Below are 19,889 nucleotides of genomic sequence, written 5' to 3' on the forward strand. Positions count from 1 at the left end.
ACGATGGAACATCCATGTTCCAGCGCCACCTTTCGCCCGCGTCCTGCGGGCTCTCCTGGCATACTCGCTCAGCTCAGCGCTGCGGAATGCCAGCCCCGGTACGGCCCCAGCCAGCTCATTAGCTTCAGTGCGGGTTGTCAAAAAGGGCACATTGCGTGAGGCCATGACGCCTCTGCTGACCCCTCAGGGCTATCCGCAGCGCTGAGACTTTTATGTTGGGCCAGGAGCCCCACGCGGGGAGGCGTGGGGCAGTTCGCGGCCGACCATGGATGGTCATCCGCGAACGGTCCGTCCGGCACGACGTGGAAGTCGAAGGTACCGCTTTAGCGGCGCGAGGACGGCCCAGAGGGGGCAGTAGTGGCGGCAGAGCCCGCACTGAAAAGACAGGCCACTTATCAATAAGCCGCCTGAGTTCTTAAATGAAATGTATTAGGCGATTGCTGTGATTTTTAATGTTCAAATTTATAGAATAACTTCAGCAAAATGATCATCTTTTACTCTGGCGCTCTCAGGTCTAATATTTCTCACATCGAGGCAGAACGCCTCACTAACTGAAAATTAAATCTGAGGAAATGACCATGAAATCTATCAAAACTTTCGTTGCAGTTGCCGCTCTTAGCGTAGTTTCTTTCGCCAGCTTCGCACAAAGCGTCTCTGTTGATGCTTCCACTCTGGACAGTGCAGAAGCGAAAATTGCTGCTGTTGCTCAACAACAAGGCGCACAGTACAAAATCACTGAAGCTAACACCAACAACCGCGTGCACATGACTGCTGAGTTGTACAAATAATTTCGCCGTTAACGATATTAAGGCCGCCCTCGGGCGGCTTTGTCATTTGTATCTCAACGCGCCACTAACGTCTCGATTTCGGCTTTAGCCTGCATTAAGGCCGCCACAAGCTGAGTAAACTGCTCATCGAAACGTAAGGCGGGCACCGCGATAGCGAGCGCATAGCGTTCTCCCGGCCCAGTTTGTAATGCCACACTGACACCACACACTCCGCGCGCATGTTCCTCCCGATCAACCGCATAGCCCTTCTGCCGAATCTGCTCAATCGCCTTCAACATCTGCTGAGGGGTTTTCAGTGTTTGCACCGTCCTCAGTTCGTTTAATTGCGGCAATAAAGTGGTAACAGCTTCTGGGCTTTGTTCCGCCAACAGCGCTTTACCATGCGCGGCACAGTGGGAGGGGAACGCAGTACTGATCGGGGAAACAACACGTAACTCCTGATCGGAAGCATATTGACTGACCAGCACCGTATGGCTGCCGCGCCAGACGCAGAGATCCACCGTTTCACGGGTACGACGTCCGAGGGTTTCCATCGCCGGTTGGGCAAGTGCGATAATATCGGTATGCGCGGAGGCGGCGAGGCGCGCCAATGCAGGACCCAGTTTTACCCCATCATTATCTTGCAGCAGCAGTTGCTGAGCGATCAGTGACGTGACCAGTCTATGCACGGTAGTACGAGGCAGAGCGGTCAGTTTTGCCAGTTCTGACATGGATACCCCAGAAGGGCGCGTTTCTAACGCCCGTAAAATGGTCGCTGCACGTGCAATAACTTGTGAACCGTTAGCCTCATTATCTGCAACCATTATTCATCCGTTTCATCAATTTACGAAACTCAGACTCTATCACAATGAGGGGTAGTGATTGACATCAAGCAGAATTACCTCAACACTGCTGTCCGTTATATGGATATAAATTCCATTATTCGGATAGGTGTAATGATGTCAATGATCAAGCCTGCAGCTGCAATAACGTTATTGTCGGTCAGTTGTCTGACCATCATGGTGGGGTGCGTGATTGTGCCGGGATTAAGCGAGATCGCCGCACAGCTTGAGGTGGCGCATCTGGCCAACTGGTTAGTGACGTTACCTGCATTGGGTGTGGTGCTGGCGGGACCGCTGGCAGGGCGCGCAATAGATCGCTGGGGAGCCTGGCCGCTGCTGCTTATTGGGCTTTTTTGCTACGGAGGCTTAGGTGTCGCTGGTGTGTGGTTGCCGGGCGCGGCACTGCAATTCGTTGATCGCCTGTTGTTGGGGGCAGCAACAGCCATCGTGATGTCAGCTGGCACCAGCTTGATAGCCAGCTTCTTCCAGGCAGAGGCGCGTCTTAAGATGATGGCGCGTCAGGGCATGGCGATTGAGCTAGGTGGCGTGGTGTTTCTGTTTATCGGAGGGATTCTGGCGGCGATCAACTGGCGCTTGCCCTACGGACTTTATCTGTTCTCGTGGTTGCTGTTGGCGCTGGTCGTGGTTTGTGTTCCGCGTCCTGCACGGCAAATCGTTGCAGAAGCGGGGGCGGAGAGCACAACAAACAGCGATCGCTTGTTACGTCCAGTATTGCTGGCGGCGCTCTGTTCGATGATCTGTTTCTTCACCGCCATCATCATGCTGCCACAACGCTTTGCGACTGAGGGGGTGGATGCCGCACACATTGGTTATTTCCTCTCATTTGTTTCGCTGGTGGCGGTTCTGGCCGCGGCGCTGATGCCGCACGTTGCACTGCAATTTGGCCCTTATCCCACATTGATTATGGCGTTCATCTGTTATGTGCTGGCGCATCTTGAGTTTGCCGCAGCCCCCAATATCTTGCTGTGCCTGCCTGGTGGTATTTTGCTGGGGATGGGATTTGGTCTGTCAGTACCCTTGGTGAATCATATGACCGTGGAAACCAGCCAACCGCAGGAGCGGGGTCGTCAACTGGCTCGATTGTCGATGGCGATCTTTTCCGGCCAGTTTCTGGCCGCGTTTATGACTTACATTCCGGGTAACATTTCGATGGTGTTTATCGCGGCAGCGCTGTTTGCCGCGGGAAGCATTGCGGCGGTACGCAAACTCGCGTTTAGAGAGTAGGGGCGTGTCAGTGCTTTGTCCGTAAAGGGTCGCGGCTTGTCCCAAAACGTATTTCACTTTTCTGTAGTCTGGGCACTCACTTCAGTTCTGCTCAGGCAACCTATGAAAACCATCATTAGCAAAAACTTCAGCCCCGCGCGGGCGTGGGATGCATTAGATATCGCCAACTTCGACGGCACCAGCGTGCGCTTGCACTGGACGGATAAACCTTACCGCTGGCACATCAATGACGGCGAGGAAGTGTTCGTGGTGCTGGATGGCGTCGTCGAGATGCAGTATCGCGAACGGGGTGACGTGCAAAAAGTGATGCTGAATGTCGGTGATATTTTCTTTGCCAGCATAGGAACCGAGCACGTAGCCCATCCACAAGGTGCCGCGCGTGTGCTGGTGATCGAAAAAGAAGATTCCGAATAGAGCCAACGGAGGACTAAAGCGAACAAAAAAACGCCACCGCTGCTCAACAGGCACTGCTGGCGGGAAATCCTGATTTATCCACAGGTTGGCGGGCACACTTTTCACCTGAATTGTGGATAACATAGAAGAATAGATGATCAGGTCGGTCATTGTTCCTTGATTAATTAATAGTGCGATCATCATGATCGCACTAATAGTTAATATGGTAATGGTAACGTAGGGTATTATTGTTTCCATCGAAGGCACACAGCCTTCATCAACAACCCTAAGGAATATGACCATGAAAACCATCAAAACACTGACTATCGCCGCTGCCGCTGCTCTTTCACTGATGTCTGCTGCCAGTTTTGCACAGAGCATCTCAGTTGAATCTTCAACGCTGGACGGTGCAGAAGCTAAAGTTGCTGCAGTCGCACAGCAGCAGGGCGCACAGTATAAAATCACTGAAGCTAACACCAATAACCGTGTGCACATGACTGCAGAACTGTACAAATAAGTTCGTTTCAAGCTTTAGCGTTAAGGCCGCCTCCGGGCGGCTTTGCTGTTTTTGACGTTAGCCTATCGCTTTTACAAATCGCTGCGTGATTTGCTGTGGCCGCGTAATGGCGCCACCCACTACCACGGCATGCGCACCCAGTTTTAAACACTGTGCCGCCATCTCCGGCGTCTCCACATTGCCCTCGGCGATCACGGGCACTTTGACGGCTGCCAGCACTTTACGCAGAAAGTCGAACGCTTCGGCTGCCAGATATGCGCCCTGTGTTTCACGGGTATAGCCGTGTAAGGTGGTGCCCACGCAGTCAAAACCCAGCTCTGCAGCCTGCTCAGCTTCCTCTAATGTGGCGATATCCGCCATCAACAATAACTGTGGATAGCGGTGACGAATGGCGGCCACCAGCCGCGGCAGTTGATGTTCCCCCGGCCGCGGATGCAGCGTGGCATCGAGTGCGATCATCGCCGGGTTAGCCTCCATAAGCTCATCCACTTCTTTCATCGTCGCGGTGATATACACCTCACTGCCGGGATAATCGCGTTTGATAATGGCGATGACCGGCAGATCAACGGTCTGCATGATCTGTTGCACATCCACCAGACTATTGGCGCGGATGCCTGCCGCACCGCCTTGCTTAGCGGCCAATGCCATACGCGACATGATAAATGGGCTGTGCAAGGGTTCATTTTCCAGTGCCTGACATGACACCACCAGCTTTCCCTTTATCTGCTCCAGCATGGTTGCTTTCATAGCGCGAGTAACTCCTCTACTTCATTTTTGATGATGGTGACGTGCGGACCATAAATCACCTGCACGCCCTTGCCTCGTTGGATCACCGCACGGGCGCCAGTGGCTTTCAGCGCGGCTTCATCCAGCTTAGAACTGTCAATCAGCGTGATGCGCAGGCGCGTGGCGCAACAATCAAGTTCTGCAATATTGGCTTTGCCACCGAGCGCTTCGATTACCTGTAAGGGACGCTCGCCCGCTGCCATGACACTGCTTTCCGTGCTGACATCTTCACGGCCCGGGGTCTTGAAATTGAAGCGAGTAATCAGGTAGCGAAAAGTGAAGTAATAGAGCAGGAACCAAGGTACGCCAACCAGTGGCACGTACATCCAATGCGTTTTGGCTTCACCTTGCAGCACGCCGAATAATATGAAATCGATGAAACCACCGGAGAAGGTTTGTCCGATGGTAATGTGCAGAATGTGGGCAATCATAAAGGCCAAACCATCAAACACGGCATGGATCACATACAACACTGGCGCGACAAACAGGAACGAGAACTCAATCGGCTCAGTGATGCCGGTCAGAAATGATGTCAGTGCTGCCGACAACAGCAAGCCAGCGACGCGTTTGCGGTTCTCGGGTTTGGCGGTGTGATACATCGCCAGACAGGCACCGATCAGTCCGAACATCATAGTGATGAAGCGGCCTGACATGAAACGTGCCGTGCCGATATAGAACTGTTGTGTATTGGGATCGGCCAACTGAGCAAAGAAGATGCGCTGCGTGCCTTCAATCAGTTGACCGTTCACCATCTCGCTGCCGCCTAACGCGGTGGTCCAGAACGGCAAATAGAAAATGTGATGCAGGCCAAATGGGCCCAGCATGCGCAGCACAAAGCCGTAAATGAAGGTGCCAAAGTAGCCCGTCGCCTCAACCAATCCTCCCATGCCGAAGATGATCTTCTGGAAATGAGGCCAGATAAGGGTCATCGCCGCGCCGACCACAATCGCTACAAAAGAACTGACGATCGGCACAAAGCGCGACCCGCCAAAGAAGCCGAGGAATTGCGGTAGGGCGATTTTGTTATAGCGGTTATGCAACAACGCCGTCACCAGCCCAATCACTACGCCGCCAAACACGCCGGTTTCCAGCGTTTGAATGCCCAGCGCCATACCTTGCCCGACAGCACTCAAATTGCTGCTGGCCAATACGCCAGTAAGCGTCAACAGCGCGTTGATGGTGGCGTTCATCACCAAATACGCCAACAGAGATGCCAGCCCGGCTGTACCTTTATCGCTTTTGGCCAAACCCACGGCGACGCCTACCGCAAACAACACCGCGAGGTTAGCAAACACCACCGAACCGGCACTCGCCATGATGGTGAACACACCTTGCAACCAGGCGACATCCAGAAACGGATAGGCCTTAACGGTATTGGGATTGGATAACGCGCCGCCGATGCCGAGCAGTAAGCCGGCAGCCGGTAAAACCGCGACCGGCAACATAAAGGATTTACCGAAACGTTGTGCTTTCTCAAACCATCCTCCGGAGGAGGAGTCGCTGAACATTGACATAAATTTTTATCCCCGACGTGTTGTTATGGTAAAAATTATTATCACAACTTACACCAAGAGATGAAAATTACTACCAGTTGTGTGATAGCTTTCACTTATTACCGAATCTGCTGGCGCACAGCAGGACCTTTGCGCACACTAAGCGCCATTGAACTTGTGCAACGGAGGATGCCATGACGGACAATGAAAATATTTTGCTGCATTTACGCCAGGGCTTGCCGGGCTACAGTCCGGCGTTGCAAAAGCTGGGCGATTACATCCTCACCGAACCGCATAAAGTGTTGTATTTCACCATCACAGAACTGGCGAAAGAGACGGACACCAGTGAGGCCAGCGTGACGCGCCTCTGTCGAAATCTGGGCTGCAAAGGCTATACCGAATTCAAAATGGCGTTGGCAATGGATGTGCAGCAGAATCAGCCAGCGGCCACCACCAGCGGTGACAGCATCGATGCGTTAGTTGAGGAGTCAGTGCAAGCGCTGCGTGATACCGGGAAGTTTATTGCTCGTGACGTATTAACCCAGGCGGCAACGGAGATACATCAGGCACGGTCTATCCAGATTTACGGCGTGGCTGCCAGCGCCATCACCGGTGAATATTTGCATTATCGTCTGCTGCGCCTGGGCAAGTCAGCACAGCTGTTTGGTGATATGCATCGTGCCGCGATGAACGCCTCGACATTAAGTGAAGGCGATTTGGTAATTGCGATCTCGGCCTCTGGCTCGACCAAAGATCTCATGCATGTGGTCAACGTGGCGAAGAAGCGCAAGGCGCGGGTGTTGATGCTGAGTAACACACTGCGCAGTCCAATGGGGAATCTGGCCGATATGCTACTGGTGGCTGCGCGTCCCGAAGGACCACTCAATGCTGGCACCCTCAGTGGCAAAGTGGGCGCGATGTTGCTGGTGGAGGTGCTGATGGGGGAGTTGATGAAGCACGATACGCATTACGTCACGGCCAGCCAGCAAACTGCCAGTGCCACCTTGCCGATGCTGATTTGAATATTGCGGTGTGCGTGACGGCACACCGCAATGATACTCAGATTACTCGCTCGCCAAGGCCGCCACAGGGTCCATACGTGCCGCTTTACGCGCGGGCAGATAGCCAAAAATCATACCGATGATGGTTGAGCAGGCAAACGCCGCTCCCGCCGATTCCCACGAGTAGATGGCCGTCAACACGCCTCCGGCCATCAGGCTAATCAACGGACCAATCACCAGAGAGAGCGCCACGCCCAGCGAACCGCCCACTAAACAAACCAGCACCGCTTCGATCATAAACTGCTGCATAATATCGCCTCGTCGCGCGCCCACCGCCATACGCACGCCTATCTCATGGGTACGCTCGGTGACAGACACCAGCATGATGTTCATCACGCCGATACTGCCAATCATCAAGGCAATAGAGGCCACCATTAGAATCAACAACGTTAACGTCGCTGCAGCTCCTTCAATCGCTTTGCGGTACTTGTCGCGGTTAAACATCAGGAAGTCTTTGGTGCCGTGACGTGCGGTCAACAACTGGGTCAGTGATTCCACGGCAGGACCACTCACCACGTCATCTTTCAGTTTGATACTGATGCTGGTGAGCGCCGTTTGCCCGCTGATGCGGTACATCATGGTGCTCCACGGCAACCACACACTCAGGCGATTGGGAGAGATCCCGTTGTCTTCATGCGCCACGCCAATCACGCGCACCGGCACGGAGCCTAGCACAATCATCTTGCCGATGGGGTTCTCATGCGCGGCGAACAGCTTATTGCGCGTATTGGTGTCAATAATGATCTCCTGGCGCGCGTGGCGTTCATCACTGAAGTTGTTGCCTTCGGTGAGTTTGATGCCCTGAATCTCGAAGTAGTCTTTGCCAACGCCGGAAACTGAAGCCTTGGAGGAGTTTGAGAGATAGCGAATGGGCTGCGTGGAGAGGAGTTCGGGGCTGACTTTATCGACAAACTGCTGGCGCGCAATCACATCGGCATCGGCCATCACCAGCGTTAATACCGGGTGCGCTTCATCTTCGGCAAAGTCACCGCCAGCATAGACGGAGACCACATTGGTGCCGAGACCTGAAATGCTTTCCAGCGTCTTTTCGCGTGCACCTTGCCCCAACGCCACAACAGTAACAACGGCGGCGATACCGAAGATGATGCCGGTCATGGTCAGGGCGGTGCGCAAACGGTGGCTGTTCATGGCATTCAGCGCCATGCGCATGGATTCACGCAGGCGATCAATGAATCCACGTAGTTTGCTCTGGCTTTTTCGCGCCACCGGCGCAAAGCGAGCACGTGTGGCATCCTGTTTGCGGCCGCTGTCGGCAACAATCTCGCCATCCTGAATTTCGATAATACGATCTGCGTGCTGCGCCACTTTCATATCGTGCGTGACGATAATGACGGTGTGTCCTTCACGATTCAGATCATGCAAGATGCGCAACACCTCCTCGCCGGAGTGAGAATCCAGTGCGCCGGTGGGCTCATCCGCAAGAATAATTTCTGCGCCGTTGATCAGCGCACGCGCGATACTGACACGCTGCTGTTGGCCACCGGAGAGTTCGCCGGGCTTATGGTGCTCTCGACCTTGCAAACCCAAACGTGCCAGCAGCTGTGCCGCGCGTTCGCGGCGCAGGTTACCCGGCAGGTTGGCATAGATGGCTGGGATTTCGACGTTACTCAAGGCCGTGAGGTCCGGCATCAAATGGTAGCGCTGGAAGATAAAGCCGATATGTTCGCGCCGCACTTTAGCCAGTGCATCCGGTGACAGCGTGGCGGTATTCTGCCCGTCGATAAAATAGTGCCCGCTGTCCGCAGCATCCAGACAGCCCAGAATATTCAGCAGGGTTGATTTACCCGAGCCAGAAGGGCCAATAATCGCCACTCTTTCGCCGCTGGCAATTTGCAGATTGATGTCTTTCAGCACATGCAAAGATTGTGAACCGTTAACATAGCTGCGCTGAATGTTTTTCAGTTCGATCAGGCTCACATCACCACCTTGTCGGCACCTGGTGCCTGAGTGGCGAGGATCACTTTCTCACCTGCTTGCAAACCGCTTAATACCTGAATATCGACGCTGTCGGAGATGCCGGTGGTAATGATGCGCTTCTCGGGCAAGCCTTGCTTATCAGCCACTTCAACAAAGGTTTTGCCATCGGCATCTTTTTTGGTGGCCTGAACCGGGATCAACAATGCCTCTTTCGCCGCGTCACGCAACAGATTCACTTGGGCGGTCATGGAGATGCGCAGCGCATTATCAGGATTCGGTACATCCAGCAGCGCATTGTAATAAATGGCAGCGTTAGTGCTGCTGCTGGGGGTGCTCTCGCTGTTGCCCATTAACGCATCATCTTTCATCACCGATTCCGGTGCCAGTTCAATGCTGCGCAGCGTGGCGTTATAGCGTTTATCGGGATTAGCAAAAGTGGTGAACCACGCCTGCTGACCCGGTTTCACGTTGTTGATATCCGCTTCGGAGATCTGCACTTTGATGGTCATGGTGCCGAGTTGTGCCAGTTTGGCGATAGTCGGTGCACTTTGCGCGGCATTGACGGTTTGGCCCTGCTTGGTGACGATGGCGATCACCGTGCCATCCATCGGCGCCATGATGCGGGTATAGCTCAGGTCGAGCTGCTTTTTATCCACTTCAATTTGTGCCTGAATCACCCGGGCTTTTTGCGCAGTCAGTTCTGCGCGTGCCGTGCTCCAGGCTTCGGCAGCTTCGTCATAATCCTGGCGGGAAACCGCATTGGTTTTCAGCATCTGTTGCAGACGTTTGAACTGCGCATCTTGTCGCACCAGCGTCGCTTGGCGCGTTTCCAAATCGGCCTGTGCCACGCTCAGGGCGGCTTCTGCGTTTCGGAGATCGCTGCGCTGCGGCTGATCGTCGATTTCCGCAATCAGTTCACCTTTGCTCACGGCATCACCGGCTTTGATATACAGCTTTTTAACCTGACCGGATACCTGCGCACCCACGTTGACGCGCTCGATGGCGTCCATCTTGCCGGTTGCGGCAATGACATTTTCAATGTTGCCTTGACGCACCGTCGCCGTGACCAGCGCATTCGATTTTGGCCGTGAGCTGCTGTAAACCCAAACCAGAATAATCACAAGTAACAGAACAATCGCGACCAAAAGCCGTTTTTTAGAAGTATTGAACATAAGCATCCCTTTCATGAAGCGAGAATAATAATCACTAAATGCAACAAACAGGAGAAAATTCGTCAGGGTTGTCTCACTAAATGGCGTGCATTGAGAAAAAAATGAAAATTTTCCGAATAGAAAACGTGGTTGAGATGTTTACCCCTTAAATCACTTACTTTTTGGGAAATGCTATGTCGCTTTCGCCTCACCCTCAACATCGTCAGCGTTATGACGCTTTCAGCATGGCGCTGCACTGGATCACGGCTTTTAGTGTGATTTTTCTGTTTGCTTCTGCACATATCTGGGAACAGTTAGAGAAGGGCACGCCGCTGCGTAAAGGGTTACAGGCGTGGCACATCTCTTTCGGCATTTTGCTGGCGGTGGTGATGATTGTGCGTCCGCTGTGGCGGATCTACAGTCAACGTCAGTCGCATCTGGCGGTCGCGCCAGCAGAGGGACGTGCGCTGCTGCGTATTGTGGCACATGCCGTGCATGGGCTGTTGTATCTGCTGTTGTTTACACAGGTCGTACTGGGATTCCTGTTCCGTTGGTCACAACAGGAGCCGTTTAGTTTCTTTGGCTTGTTCAATGTTCCTGCTTTTATCCAGGTTGATACCGCCTTGCGCCACACACTGGCGGGATTACACAACAACGTTGCCTGGGCGCTGATTAGCCTGGCGGGCGCGCATGCGCTGGCAGCGTTACTCCATCACTACGTTCTGCGCGACAACGTGCTGCGCCGTATGCTGCCGTTGCGCGATTCCATGCCACTCCGCGAGGAAAAATGATGAAGATGATGACTCAGGTTCGCTGGTTCGCCGTGCCTGTACTGCTGATGGTGTTACATGCACCAGCCGCACTGGCAATGGGGGATGACGACAGCGACAAGAAAACATCCGACTGTCCGAAAGGGCAAGTGTACGACAGCAAAACCAAGTCCTGCGTGCCGGAAAAAACCAGTATGCTGAGCGATGAAGATAAGACGAATTACGCTTATCATCTGGCGAAAAAAGGCGAGTATCAGGCGGCACTGACACTGCTGGATAGCTTGCACAATCAAAACACCAAGGAGGCTTGGAACTATCGCGGCTACGCGACGCGAAAACTGGGCCGCACTGATGAAGGCATGGCTTACTATCAAAAATCGATCGCGCTGGATCCTAAATACGCCAAAGTGCGTGAATACCTTGGGGAAGCCTGGATGATAAAAGGACGCCCTGATTTGGCAAAAGAGCAACTCACCATTATCAAATCGCTGTGCGGCGTGAATTGCGAAGAGTATCGCGATTTGCACGCGGCGATTAATGGCCATCCAGAATCATAATGTTGGTATTTGACGGAGGGCGAGCCCATCACCAGTACTGAAGTCCGCCAGCACCTGGCGGCGCATCTGGCGCGCATGTGGCGTTACGCAATGGTGTTGTCGCGTAACCGGGATGTGGCTGAAGAACTGGTGCAGTCCACCTGTGTGCGGGCGCTGGAACGCAGCGCCCAGTACACGCCGGGCACGCGCATCGATCGCTGGTTGTTCACGGTGCTGCATTCGGTGTGGATTAATGAGCTGCGCGCGCAGCGGGTGCGGATGGGGCAGGGATTTGTTGAGAGCGATGAATTACTGGCCCCCGATCATCAACTGCAAAATGAGCAGCGGATGCAGTACGCCAAAGTGATGCAGCGCGTAGGGCAGCTGCCAGAGGCGCAACGTAACGCGGTATTTTTAGTGTATGTCGAGGGCTTTACCTATCAGGAAGCTGCAGACACCCTGGCCGTGCCGATTGGAACCATAATGAGCCGCCTCGCTGCGGCCCGCACCACGCTCGCTAGCGCAGTCACAGCGCGGCCGGTACAGGAGAAACGCTTGTGAATGCACCTCGATTTACCTCGCCCTATGCGGATGAAGCCATCGTTGCCTGGTTGGATGATGAGATGTGCGTGGATGACGCACAGGCGTTTGAAACCGAACTGAAACGCAGTGAAACCCTTTCTGCGCGCACCGCAGAACTGATGAAAAGCAATCAACCCTTTGCCGATGCTTTTGCCCCAATGCTGGATGAAGCGCCGCTGGAACGAATGGAATCGCGGCTGGCGTATCTGCTGGCTAACACACCCTCTGTGCCGGCTAAAACACCCGTGCAGGTGAGCCGTCGCGCGTTGATCGCTGCGTCAGTCAGCTTTTTGCTGGTGGGCAGCGGCATAGGCTATTTGGCGCGTCCCGTCGCGAAAGCCGAGCAGGGGGAAAGCGAACGCATTCGCGAGCTGGAAGCGCAATATATGTCGCTGTACAGCCCTGAAACGCTGGCTGACGTCGACAGTTCACCACAAGTGTTGCTGCGATCCCTTCAGCGCACCGCGCGCGACCTGGATTTGCACCTCACGCCGGAACAGTTGGTGCTGCCGGAAGCGAGTTTAAAAAGTGTGCGTATGCTGCGTTATGATGACGCCCTGATTACGCAAATCGCATGGAATCACAGCAGCTATGGTCCGATGGCATTGTGCATTTCACGTGAAGACCAGGCGCTGCAAAGCGGACTGGCGCAGGAAAAGCGTCACGGTATGAACCTGGTGTGGTGGCATCGTGGCGGCTATCAGTATGTCTTGATTGGGCGTAATCCAGCGGATCAGTTGAAAAGGGCCGCGCAGTCATTGAACGCGGCGCTGATATAAATTCATACGTAATGGTATCGGCGCAATACATTGCGCCGATATTGTTTTACGAGATGCCCAACAACTGTTTCAACTGCACAATCTCTGCCTGCCACTGTGATTGCAGCGCAGGCTTTTGATGCCTGGGTTTACGGGCCAACTCTTCATCCAGTCTGCTCTCCAGCTCACAAAGCGCCAGCAGCATTGCATCCTCATCGTTGAGTGATTGAGTGGACAACGAGGCACCGGAAGCAGTGACGATCTCAATGGGTTGTTCACTGCGCATCTGCTCGGTGACCTGATCAAAATCGTGCCACTCCGTCAGTTGCCGATCCTGGATCAGCCAGAAACGGTTGCAACTGCTGCTGATTAAACTGCGGTCGTGCGACACCAGCAGCACGGCACCGGCAAACTGGTTGAGCGCCTCGGCAAGTTCCTCCTTTCCGACCATATCTAAATGATTGGTCGGTTCATCCAGCAACAACAACGAGTAGCGCGCTAACGTCAAACCCACGAACAGCAGACGTGAACGTTCGCCACCGCTTAATGAACCGATCAACTGCTGATGACGCAGGTAAGGAAATCCTGATCCTATCAACGCCATTTTTCGCTGATCCTCACTGAGTGGGGCAAATTTCGCCAGCGCCTCGCTGAGTGTCTCTTCATCTCGCAGCTGATTGAGGCTTTGATCGTAATAACCGAGTCGAGCGCGTGGATGGAACAGCGCGCCACTTTCAGTACGATAATCGAGCCATAATTGCCGCAGTAATGAAGACTTGCCACTGCCATTACGGCCGACAATCGCTACACGATCGCCGCTTTTTACCTGTAAGGCCGGTAATGAAAACAGCGCAGGGGCCTGCTCGGCTGGGTGAACGTTCATTTCAGGCAACGCCAGCACGCGATTGGCATCCAGCGCTTCGCCCTGCAATTGCAATCGCCACAGGCTGCCTTCACTGAGGGTGGTTTGCGCCTCCTTCAGCCAGTTAGCACGTTTCTCCATCTGCTGTGCTTTACGGGACAATCCTTCGTTGTCATAAGTGCGGCCCCAGACAGCCAGCCGTTTTGCACTTTTTTCAACGCGATCAATCTCGTTCTGCTCTGCCTGAAAGCGCTGCAGATCGGTTTCGTCCTGTTGAGCCAGTGCCTGTCGCGCTGCCGAGCAGGGCAAACGGAAAGCGTGCAGGCTTTGGTCGCGCAGAATCCAGCTGCTGTTCGTGACCTTATCCAGCAGCGTGCTGTCATGCGATACCAGCACAAAACTGCCGTTCCAGCCATTGAGAAACTGTTCAAGCCACAGCAGGGTGGATAAATCGAGATGGTTACTGGGCTCATCCAGCAACAGCAGGTCAGGCTGTTGAATCAGTGCGCGTGCCAGCAGCAGACGCATGTGCTGTCCACCGCTCAACGTAGCGGCGTGTTGAGCCTGCTGTTCTGCGCTGAACCCGAGTGAGGACAGCAGTGCTTCTACGCGCCAGGCCTCACTGAGTTGCTGTTGCTCTGGCAGACGGGCAACAACGCTGGCATAGAGTGAAGCCTGATGTAACTGCGCAGGCAGATGCTGCTCAATGCGGGCCATTAAACAGTGGTTTGCCAGTGTGACGCGGCCTTGGCTGCTTTCAAGATCACCGCTCAGGATCTTCAGCAAGGTACTTTTACCCGTGCCGTTATCACCCAGCAAGCCGATGCGATCGCCTTTTTTCAGGCTGAAATTAAGGTTGTGAAAAAGTGTACCGAAGGCGTTATCAAAGCCGACAGCGTGTGCGGAAAGAAGTGTGCTCATGTGCTTACTCATAAGTTGCAGGCGTAGAAAGCCCGACGTCATAAATCGCTGACGACAACCCGGTAAGCCGGAGGAAGGGATGACAGTATTAGTGAACTTCGCTCAGGCGGATTATCGCAGCACGAATGCAGAGATAGCTGAGCGCGGCCAATTACTATAAAAGTGTGCGTAAACAAACAACTCACACGATGACATAGTAATCCTCCTTAATTATCAGTGGGTGGAAAGGTGAGTTGATGATAGCCAGAGGAGCGGGCATTATCCAGACCAGCGTGGCAACATTGTGAACTTAAAGCGCTTCGATTGTCGGGATTTCACCGGCCATGATTTAAAACGAATTGAAGGATTAACTGATGAATGAACAGCCATTACCGTTAGTGCTTATTCCCGGATTTATGCTGGATGAAACCCTTTGGGATGATTTTGTTGAAGCCTGTCCAAGTGACAGGGTGTATATCCGTGCCAGCCTGAGTCAGGGACAAAGCATCGCAGATTATGCCCGTCTCATTGTTGATACCCTGCCAGCGCGTTTTATTTTGGTGGGATTTTCATTAGGGGGCTATGTCGCTCGCGCGATTGCAGAAGCCTTTCCCGAACGCACGGCGGGTATGATCCTGATTGCCACCTCATTACGTGAAGATCCGCCAGAACAACGGGCCTTACTGGATTCGGCCTCAAAAACCGCGTTAATGGGAGCGTTTAGTGGCTTCAGTGATGCGGTATTAAAACCCTCTGTGCATCCTTCCCGACAAAATGACCCACACCTGATGGATAAAATTCGTGCCATGGGAAAACAGCTTGGTGCGCAGGTGTTCAGAACGCAGGCGCTTCTTGAGCGGAAAAATATTACCCATCAACCTCCGGCCTGTCCGGTATTGGTGATTGCCTCGGAAGGCGATGGGATGCGCGGTCTGGAAGAGTCCCGAGAAATCAATGCGCTATTAGGGGGGGATATGCACATTATCCGTGAAAGTGGTCATATGGTCCCCCTTGAGCAACCTCGATTGCTGGCATTGACGATTTCAGACTGGTTAAAACAAAACGTGCTATAGGCACGCGAAAGTTGCCTTAATGTCAGCAGTGCATCTGACGGGAATACACCGTATAGTGTTCGCATATGTGAACATGTGTACCTATATGGAATTACTATGAGTGAAGTGGTCCGTTCTGCAGCCCGCGTTTTAGATTTACTGGAGTTCTTCAGTGAAAGTGACAAAGAGGCAAATCTGGCTACGATCGCTCACGCTTTTCAGCTGCCTAAAAGTAGTGCGCTCGGTTTACTTCGGACACTTTGCTCACGCGGTTATCTGGATAAAAATGAGCAGGGAATTTATCGTCTCAATGAGGCATTCCGCAGCCATGGTTTTAACTGGGGCGGGGCGAGACTCACCAAACTATTAACCTTGGCCCGACCTATTATGGCCAGTATGGCGAATGAACTCGAAGAGACGGTCACGCTTGGCGTCTTATCCGCTGAAGGTAAAATACGTTTGGTTCATCAAGCATTAACCTCGCAAACCATCCGCTATGAAATGGCAATGTCGACCCTGTTACCGGTGCATTGTACGGCCATGGGTAGAATGTATCTTGCCCTGAAAAATCCGCAAGAGCGCCAGACTTTGTTGGCCCGCTACCCCGTTGCCCCCTGGACCAAATACACCGTTACCGATGCTCAACAGTTGGAGGCCTTGCTCACTGAAGCCGCGGTAAGAAATTATTCAATCTCAGCTGATGAAGTCGATATTGGGGGGACAGGGGTCTGTACCCCTATTTTAGATCCTCAGGGTGAACCTGTTGCCATGCTGAATGTATCCTGCGTCTCAGCCCGCTTCAGTGACAAAAAAAGTCGTATTATCAAAGCCGTGCTAGAGGAAGGGAAAAAACTCACCGACCTTTTAGCCTGATAGTGTGCTCATTGGGAAATTTGTCACTTATGATACGAACTTCTTATTTTGACGTTAAATTTCCCAATCTTCTTGCTGCATAATTAGCCATTCCCACCTTTTTTTTCAGTCGAAAAAACCACACTCTTCCAATCATTTCTCGTTTAACGCCAGAAAAGCACATCAATTTAGTCAAAGAGACTTAAATTGTTCGTTTCGGTTTGCGCTCTTCACCCTCTTTATCTCAGCAAAATTATATGTCAGCGTAGGTCGTATATAAGAACAGTTGTTCATATATGTGAACTTTAATTTCCTGTCGTCCTGACTGAGAGCCTTACTATGAGCCAAGACCCGATCACCCAGGTGTTTAATCATTACCCTCAGGAACGTACCGAAGCCCCAAAGCGACGGCAGTTGTTTGCCGCGATGATCGGCAATGTGCTGGAATATTATGATTTCATTATTTTCGCCTACATGGCCTCTTTGATTGCACATAACTTTTACCAGGGAGATGGCGCGACCGGGCTCTTGGCGAGTTTTGCCACTTTCGGTGTCGGATTTTTGGCGCGCCCGTTAGGCGGTGCGGTGATTGGGAGGATAGCGGACAAATATGGCCGCAGCCTGGCATTGAAAATCACCATTTATGGCATGGCATTGGGTACTGTGGGTATTGGTCTACTGCCAACCTATGAAACCGCAGGGATCCTCGCACCTGTTTTACTGGTGATTATTCGGCTGATCCAGGGGCTGGCAGCCGGTGGCGAGTGGGGTACTGCCACCACTTTTGTCGTGGAATCAGCCCCCTCCGGCAAACGCGGATTCTATGGCGCCTTAGGCCAGGCTGCCATTGCCTCCGCTCAGCTAGTAACGAGCCTGGTGGTCGCCGTCGTTACGCTGATCTTCAGTGAACAGCAAATGGTTGACTGGGCATGGCGCATCCCTTTCTTACTTGGGGCCGTATTGCTCCCGGTCGGAGCCTATATGCGGCGCAACCTTGAGGAGACGCCCGCCTTCGTTGCCGCACAGAACAGCCCCGCACCTGCGGTAAAAATGCCTACGAGCACCGCCATCCTTTTGATGGGGCAGACGTTCGGGTTTGCCATTATCTGGACAGTATCGTATTACGTGATGTTGTCCTGGATGCCCACCTTCCTGAATAAACAAGTCGGTTTCACACCCACTCAGGCGCTGTTTTGTAATGCCATCGCTCTGACCATCATGGTCGCGACCATTCCGTTTTTGGTGCACTGTCTGATCGTATCGGTCGTAAGCCGTTGCTGTTGGCCTGTTGTCTGGCATTTGTGGTGCTTTCCTATCCCCTGTTTCTCTGGATATTGACCAGTAAAACAGTGGCGGTCGTATTGACGGTGCAGATTGTTTTCAATTTATTCATTGCCGCGTTTTCAGGGGCTGCACCTGCTGCGCTCTGCGAAATTTTCCCCACCGCTTCGAGAACCATGCTGCTCTCCATTGGCTACAGCCTTTCAACGGCGATTTTCGGTGGCTTCGCGCCGTTCATTTCAACCGGTTTAATTGACCTGACCGGTATGGCGATATCACCCACCTTTTATCTGATGCTGGCGGGCATTGCTTCTGGTTTGGTGATCATGCGCTTGCGTGAAACCGCCAAAGATTCACTGCATTAATCGACGGGAGAGCAGAGTGAATAATAACGTTTTGATTTGGGGAGCCGGTGCCATCGGCGGTACTGTCGGCGCTTATCTGGCACGTGCTGGTTTATCAGTCACCTTTGTCGATATTGATGCTGAGCATATCCGTCGCATTCGCGATCCTGAGCATGGGTTGCGCATCACGGGGGTCGATGATTTTACAGTGGTGGCGCCAGCGTTCTTACCAGAAGAATTAAAGGGTCAGTGGGCGCAGATCTTTCTCGCGGTTAAATCACATCACACGGAGCAGGCCGCTAATCAGCTCAAGCCTTTTCTGGCAGACGACGGTTACGTCCTCTCGCTGCAGAATGGTTTGTGTGAAGCCGCCATTGCGGAGATTGTGGGCTCGTCGCGCACCGTTGGGGCATTTGTTAATTTCTACGCCGATTGGCTCTCACCCGGTGAAATCCACTTCTCCAACCGAGGCGCAGCCGTGATTGGTGAACCAGATGGCACCATGACAACGCGACTTGCCTCGCTTCAGGCGGATTTACGCCACTTTGAACCTGAGGTGCTTCAGGTTGACGACCTTAACAGTTGGTTATGGGGCAAGTTAGCTTATGGCGCTCTTCTTTTTGCGCAGGCGACCGGGCAAATGGGCATTGCTGATTGTCTGGCAAGGCAAGATATACGTCCGGTATTAATTCAACTCGCCACAGAAGTGGTGCAATTAGCACAAGCGATAGGAATTCCACTCAAAGGCTTTAACGGTTTTACACCCACAGCCTTCCTGCAGGGAGCCAGCCATGCTGAACAAGCGAGCACCTTTGATGCCATGGTGGCCTTTAATCGACCAAACAGCAAAACACATTCAGGCATCTGGCGTGACTTAGCAGTGCGTAAGCGTGCGACAGAAGTGGCTGGCCAGTTGGGGATTGTCGCTAAGCTCGCGGCGAAACAAAAAATACCCTGTCCCGCTGTGATCGCCCTCATTTGTATGATCAATGAAATTGAAGCAGGGAAACGCCTGCAAGACGACCACAACCTGAATGAGTTATTACCATGAAGCTTTCCTTTGCAGGTAAACGTGTCGTCATCAGCGGTGGCGCCATCGGTTTTGGGCGTGAAATGGCGCAACAATTTTATGCGTTGGGTGCAGATGTTTATGTCTGCGATATCCAGGCAGCTGCAATGGCTGATTTAGCGGAGTCTGGCATCAAAACTGCGGTGGTCGATCTCCTGGATCGTCAAGCTGCAACCGCGTGGATTGGCGATATCACCGCCTCGGCTGCCATTGATGTCCTCATCAACAACGCGGGTGGGGTGGCGGGCCAGCAGGGTAAAGCGCTGGAAGAGGTCAGTGATGTCGAGTGGGACAACGTGGTCGAGATCAATCTGGGTGCGGCGTTCGCGCTCAGTCGGGCTGTTGCACCCTCCATGAAACGCCACCAGCAGGGGCGCATCATTAATATCTGCTCTGGGGCCGCCCTCAAAGCCTCACTCACCGGCGTGCAAGCCTATTGCGCCGCCAAACATGCTGTGTTGGGTCTGACGCGACAGCTGGCTCATGAATTGGGGCCGCATTGCATTCAGGTCAACGCCATTGCTCCGGGCTTTGTATTTACTAACGAAGCGACACAGCAGCAATGGAATAACTTCGGACCTGAGCGCCAGCAGCAGGTGCTGAATAATATTGCGTTACGTCGTCTTGGCACAGTGCAGGACATCGCCCATGCGGCGCTTTTTTGGCGTCAGATTTGGCGTCATTCATAAA

Annotated in this window: 21 protein-coding genes; 15 read left to right on the forward strand and 6 right to left on the reverse strand. The window is 53.1% G+C overall.

Translation table 11 applies throughout. The annotated features are described in order from the left end of the window. Positions 1-578: 578 nt before the first annotated feature. Positions 579-788 carry a YdgH/BhsA/McbA-like domain containing protein gene (locus PSSD_RS07145; protein WP_039334245.1) on the forward strand — a complete coding sequence of 70 codons (210 nt, stop codon included), beginning with the start codon at positions 579-581 and terminating at the stop codon, positions 786-788. A 53-nt stretch (positions 789-841) separates the two neighbouring features. On the opposite strand, the gene PSSD_RS07150 is transcribed toward PSSD_RS07145, so the two are convergent. Further along, positions 842-1,591 (reverse strand): IclR family transcriptional regulator, encoded by a 750-nt coding sequence (locus tag PSSD_RS07150; RefSeq protein ID WP_058970204.1) that lies wholly within the window; start codon positions 1,589-1,591, stop codon positions 842-844. A 132-nt stretch (positions 1,592-1,723) separates the two neighbouring features. Here PSSD_RS07150 and PSSD_RS07155 point away from each other — a divergent pair, with 132 nt between their 5' ends. The 3 genes from PSSD_RS07155 to PSSD_RS07165 all read left to right on the forward strand — a co-directional run bounded on the left by PSSD_RS07155 (position 1,724) and on the right by PSSD_RS07165 (position 3,764). After that, positions 1,724-2,854, forward strand: coding sequence for an MFS transporter (locus tag PSSD_RS07155; protein ID WP_235589195.1), 1,131 nt, complete (start codon positions 1,724-1,726; stop codon positions 2,852-2,854). 102 nt (positions 2,855-2,956) lie between these two features. Beyond that, positions 2,957-3,268 carry a cupin domain-containing protein gene (locus PSSD_RS07160; protein WP_058970206.1) on the forward strand — a complete coding sequence of 104 codons (312 nt, stop codon included), beginning with the start codon at positions 2,957-2,959 and terminating at the stop codon, positions 3,266-3,268. Positions 3,269-3,548: 280 nt separating this feature from the next. Beyond that, positions 3,549-3,764 carry a YdgH/BhsA/McbA-like domain containing protein gene (locus tag PSSD_RS07165; protein ID WP_034829885.1) on the forward strand — a complete coding sequence of 72 codons (216 nt, stop codon included), beginning with the start codon at positions 3,549-3,551 and terminating at the stop codon, positions 3,762-3,764. 57 nt (positions 3,765-3,821) lie between these two features. On the opposite strand, the gene PSSD_RS07170 is transcribed toward PSSD_RS07165, so the two are convergent. Both PSSD_RS07170 and PSSD_RS07175 read right to left on the reverse strand, forming a co-directional pair. Continuing rightward, a complete protein-coding gene (locus tag PSSD_RS07170; RefSeq protein WP_058970208.1) occupies positions 3,822-4,511 on the reverse strand; it encodes an N-acetylmannosamine-6-phosphate 2-epimerase in 690 nt (229 codons plus the stop codon). After that, positions 4,508-6,064 carry a maltose/glucose-specific PTS transporter subunit IIC gene (locus PSSD_RS07175; protein WP_058970210.1) on the reverse strand — a complete coding sequence of 519 codons (1,557 nt, stop codon included), beginning with the start codon at positions 6,062-6,064 and terminating at the stop codon, positions 4,508-4,510. The genes PSSD_RS07170 and PSSD_RS07175 overlap by 4 nt, the downstream gene beginning before the upstream one ends. Positions 6,065-6,237: 173 nt before the next feature. On the opposite strand from PSSD_RS07175, the gene PSSD_RS07180 reads away from it, so the two are divergent. Then, complete coding sequence (locus tag PSSD_RS07180) at positions 6,238-7,065, forward strand: MurR/RpiR family transcriptional regulator (protein WP_058970212.1); 828 nt, start codon at positions 6,238-6,240, stop codon at positions 7,063-7,065. A 42-nt stretch (positions 7,066-7,107) separates the two neighbouring features. Here the strand turns inward: PSSD_RS07180 and PSSD_RS07185 are convergent, their stop codons facing one another. Both PSSD_RS07185 and PSSD_RS07190 read right to left on the reverse strand, forming a co-directional pair. Further along, positions 7,108-9,042 carry a MacB family efflux pump subunit gene (locus PSSD_RS07185; RefSeq protein WP_058970214.1) on the reverse strand — a complete coding sequence of 645 codons (1,935 nt, stop codon included), beginning with the start codon at positions 9,040-9,042 and terminating at the stop codon, positions 7,108-7,110. Continuing rightward, a complete protein-coding gene (locus tag PSSD_RS07190) occupies positions 9,039-10,214 on the reverse strand; it encodes an efflux RND transporter periplasmic adaptor subunit (protein ID WP_058970215.1) in 1,176 nt (391 codons plus the stop codon). Before PSSD_RS07190 ends, PSSD_RS07185 begins: the two co-directional genes overlap by 4 nt. Positions 10,215-10,387: 173 nt before the next feature. On the opposite strand from PSSD_RS07190, the gene PSSD_RS07195 reads away from it, so the two are divergent. The 4 genes from PSSD_RS07195 (at position 10,388) to PSSD_RS07210 (ending at position 12,860) form a co-directional block, all read left to right on the forward strand. Beyond that, on the forward strand, positions 10,388-10,984 hold the full coding sequence (locus PSSD_RS07195; RefSeq protein ID WP_058970217.1) for a cytochrome b: 597 nt from the start codon (positions 10,388-10,390) through the stop codon (positions 10,982-10,984). Further along, complete coding sequence (locus PSSD_RS07200; protein ID WP_082672291.1) at positions 10,984-11,520, forward strand: tetratricopeptide repeat protein; 537 nt, start codon at positions 10,984-10,986, stop codon at positions 11,518-11,520. Before PSSD_RS07195 ends, PSSD_RS07200 begins: the two co-directional genes overlap by 1 nt. Positions 11,521-11,595: 75 nt before the next feature. Continuing rightward, positions 11,596-12,060, forward strand: coding sequence for a sigma-70 family RNA polymerase sigma factor (locus PSSD_RS07205; protein ID WP_235589200.1), 465 nt, complete (start codon positions 11,596-11,598; stop codon positions 12,058-12,060). Then, positions 12,057-12,860 (forward strand): anti-sigma factor, encoded by an 804-nt coding sequence (locus PSSD_RS07210; RefSeq protein ID WP_058970224.1) that lies wholly within the window; start codon positions 12,057-12,059, stop codon positions 12,858-12,860. The genes PSSD_RS07205 and PSSD_RS07210 overlap by 4 nt, the downstream gene beginning before the upstream one ends. Before the next feature lie 46 nt (positions 12,861-12,906). Here PSSD_RS07210 and PSSD_RS07215 read toward each other — a convergent pair whose 3' ends face one another. Further along, positions 12,907-14,622: an ABC-F family ATP-binding cassette domain-containing protein gene (locus tag PSSD_RS07215; RefSeq protein WP_058970226.1), complete on the reverse strand. Its 1,716-nt coding sequence runs from the start codon at positions 14,620-14,622 to the stop codon at positions 12,907-12,909. Positions 14,623-14,975: 353 nt separating this feature from the next. Between PSSD_RS07215 and PSSD_RS07220 the strand changes: the two genes are divergently transcribed. The 6 genes from PSSD_RS07220 (at position 14,976) to PSSD_RS07240 (ending at position 19,888) form a co-directional block, all read left to right on the forward strand. Then, entirely contained in the window at positions 14,976-15,674 is a 699-nt protein-coding gene (locus PSSD_RS07220) for an alpha/beta fold hydrolase (protein WP_058970227.1), read from the forward strand. A 96-nt stretch (positions 15,675-15,770) separates the two neighbouring features. Further along, positions 15,771-16,526, forward strand: a complete 756-nt coding sequence (locus tag PSSD_RS07225; RefSeq protein ID WP_058970229.1) for an IclR family transcriptional regulator — start codon at positions 15,771-15,773, stop codon at positions 16,524-16,526. A gap of 318 nt (positions 16,527-16,844) precedes the next feature. After that, positions 16,845-17,843: an MFS transporter gene (locus PSSD_RS07230; protein ID WP_201023803.1), complete on the forward strand. Its 999-nt coding sequence runs from the start codon at positions 16,845-16,847 to the stop codon at positions 17,841-17,843. After that, a complete protein-coding gene (locus tag PSSD_RS27960) occupies positions 17,786-18,151 on the forward strand; it encodes an MFS transporter (RefSeq protein WP_201023804.1) in 366 nt (121 codons plus the stop codon). The genes PSSD_RS07230 and PSSD_RS27960 overlap by 58 nt, the downstream gene beginning before the upstream one ends. Positions 18,152-18,167: 16 nt before the next feature. Further along, a complete protein-coding gene (locus tag PSSD_RS07235; protein WP_058970231.1) occupies positions 18,168-19,181 on the forward strand; it encodes a ketopantoate reductase family protein in 1,014 nt (337 codons plus the stop codon). After that, positions 19,178-19,888, forward strand: coding sequence for an SDR family NAD(P)-dependent oxidoreductase (locus PSSD_RS07240; protein WP_201023805.1), 711 nt, complete (start codon positions 19,178-19,180; stop codon positions 19,886-19,888). The genes PSSD_RS07235 and PSSD_RS07240 overlap by 4 nt, the downstream gene beginning before the upstream one ends. Position 19,889: the final 1 nt, after the last annotated feature.

Origin of the sequence: Type-D symbiont of Plautia stali (genome assembly GCF_001485335.1) — a bacterium.
GTDB lineage: Bacteria > Pseudomonadota > Gammaproteobacteria > Enterobacterales > Enterobacteriaceae > Pantoea > Pantoea vagans_C.

Bases quoted from the DNA above. Each gene is read 5' to 3' on its own strand.
- PSSD_RS07155 (WP_235589195.1), top strand. From the start codon at position 1,724: ATGATGTCAATGATCAAGCCTGCAGCTGCAATAACGTTATTGTCGGTC.
- PSSD_RS07200 (WP_082672291.1), top strand. From the start codon at position 10,984: ATGAAGATGATGACTCAGGTTCGCTGGTTCGCCGTGCCTGTACTGCTG.
- PSSD_RS07225 (WP_058970229.1), top strand. From the start codon at position 15,771: ATGAGTGAAGTGGTCCGTTCTGCAGCCCGCGTTTTAGATTTACTGGAG.
- PSSD_RS07190 (WP_058970215.1), bottom strand. From the start codon at position 10,214: ATGTTCAATACTTCTAAAAAACGGCTTTTGGTCGCGATTGTTCTGTTA.
- PSSD_RS07165 (WP_034829885.1), top strand. From the start codon at position 3,549: ATGAAAACCATCAAAACACTGACTATCGCCGCTGCCGCTGCTCTTTCA.
- PSSD_RS07230 (WP_201023803.1), top strand. From the start codon at position 16,845: ATGAGCCAAGACCCGATCACCCAGGTGTTTAATCATTACCCTCAGGAA.
- PSSD_RS07175 (WP_058970210.1), bottom strand. From the start codon at position 6,064: ATGTCAATGTTCAGCGACTCCTCCTCCGGAGGATGGTTTGAGAAAGCA.
- PSSD_RS07145 (WP_039334245.1), top strand. From the start codon at position 579: ATGAAATCTATCAAAACTTTCGTTGCAGTTGCCGCTCTTAGCGTAGTT.
- PSSD_RS07170 (WP_058970208.1), bottom strand. From the start codon at position 4,511: ATGAAAGCAACCATGCTGGAGCAGATAAAGGGAAAGCTGGTGGTGTCA.
- PSSD_RS07220 (WP_058970227.1), top strand. From the start codon at position 14,976: ATGAATGAACAGCCATTACCGTTAGTGCTTATTCCCGGATTTATGCTG.
- PSSD_RS07150 (WP_058970204.1), bottom strand. From the start codon at position 1,591: ATGGTTGCAGATAATGAGGCTAACGGTTCACAAGTTATTGCACGTGCA.
- PSSD_RS07240 (WP_201023805.1), top strand. From the start codon at position 19,178: ATGAAGCTTTCCTTTGCAGGTAAACGTGTCGTCATCAGCGGTGGCGCC.
- PSSD_RS07160 (WP_058970206.1), top strand. From the start codon at position 2,957: ATGAAAACCATCATTAGCAAAAACTTCAGCCCCGCGCGGGCGTGGGAT.
- PSSD_RS07195 (WP_058970217.1), top strand. From the start codon at position 10,388: ATGTCGCTTTCGCCTCACCCTCAACATCGTCAGCGTTATGACGCTTTC.
- PSSD_RS07180 (WP_058970212.1), top strand. From the start codon at position 6,238: ATGACGGACAATGAAAATATTTTGCTGCATTTACGCCAGGGCTTGCCG.
- PSSD_RS07205 (WP_235589200.1), top strand. From the start codon at position 11,596: ATGTGGCGTTACGCAATGGTGTTGTCGCGTAACCGGGATGTGGCTGAA.
- PSSD_RS07215 (WP_058970226.1), bottom strand. From the start codon at position 14,622: ATGAGCACACTTCTTTCCGCACACGCTGTCGGCTTTGATAACGCCTTC.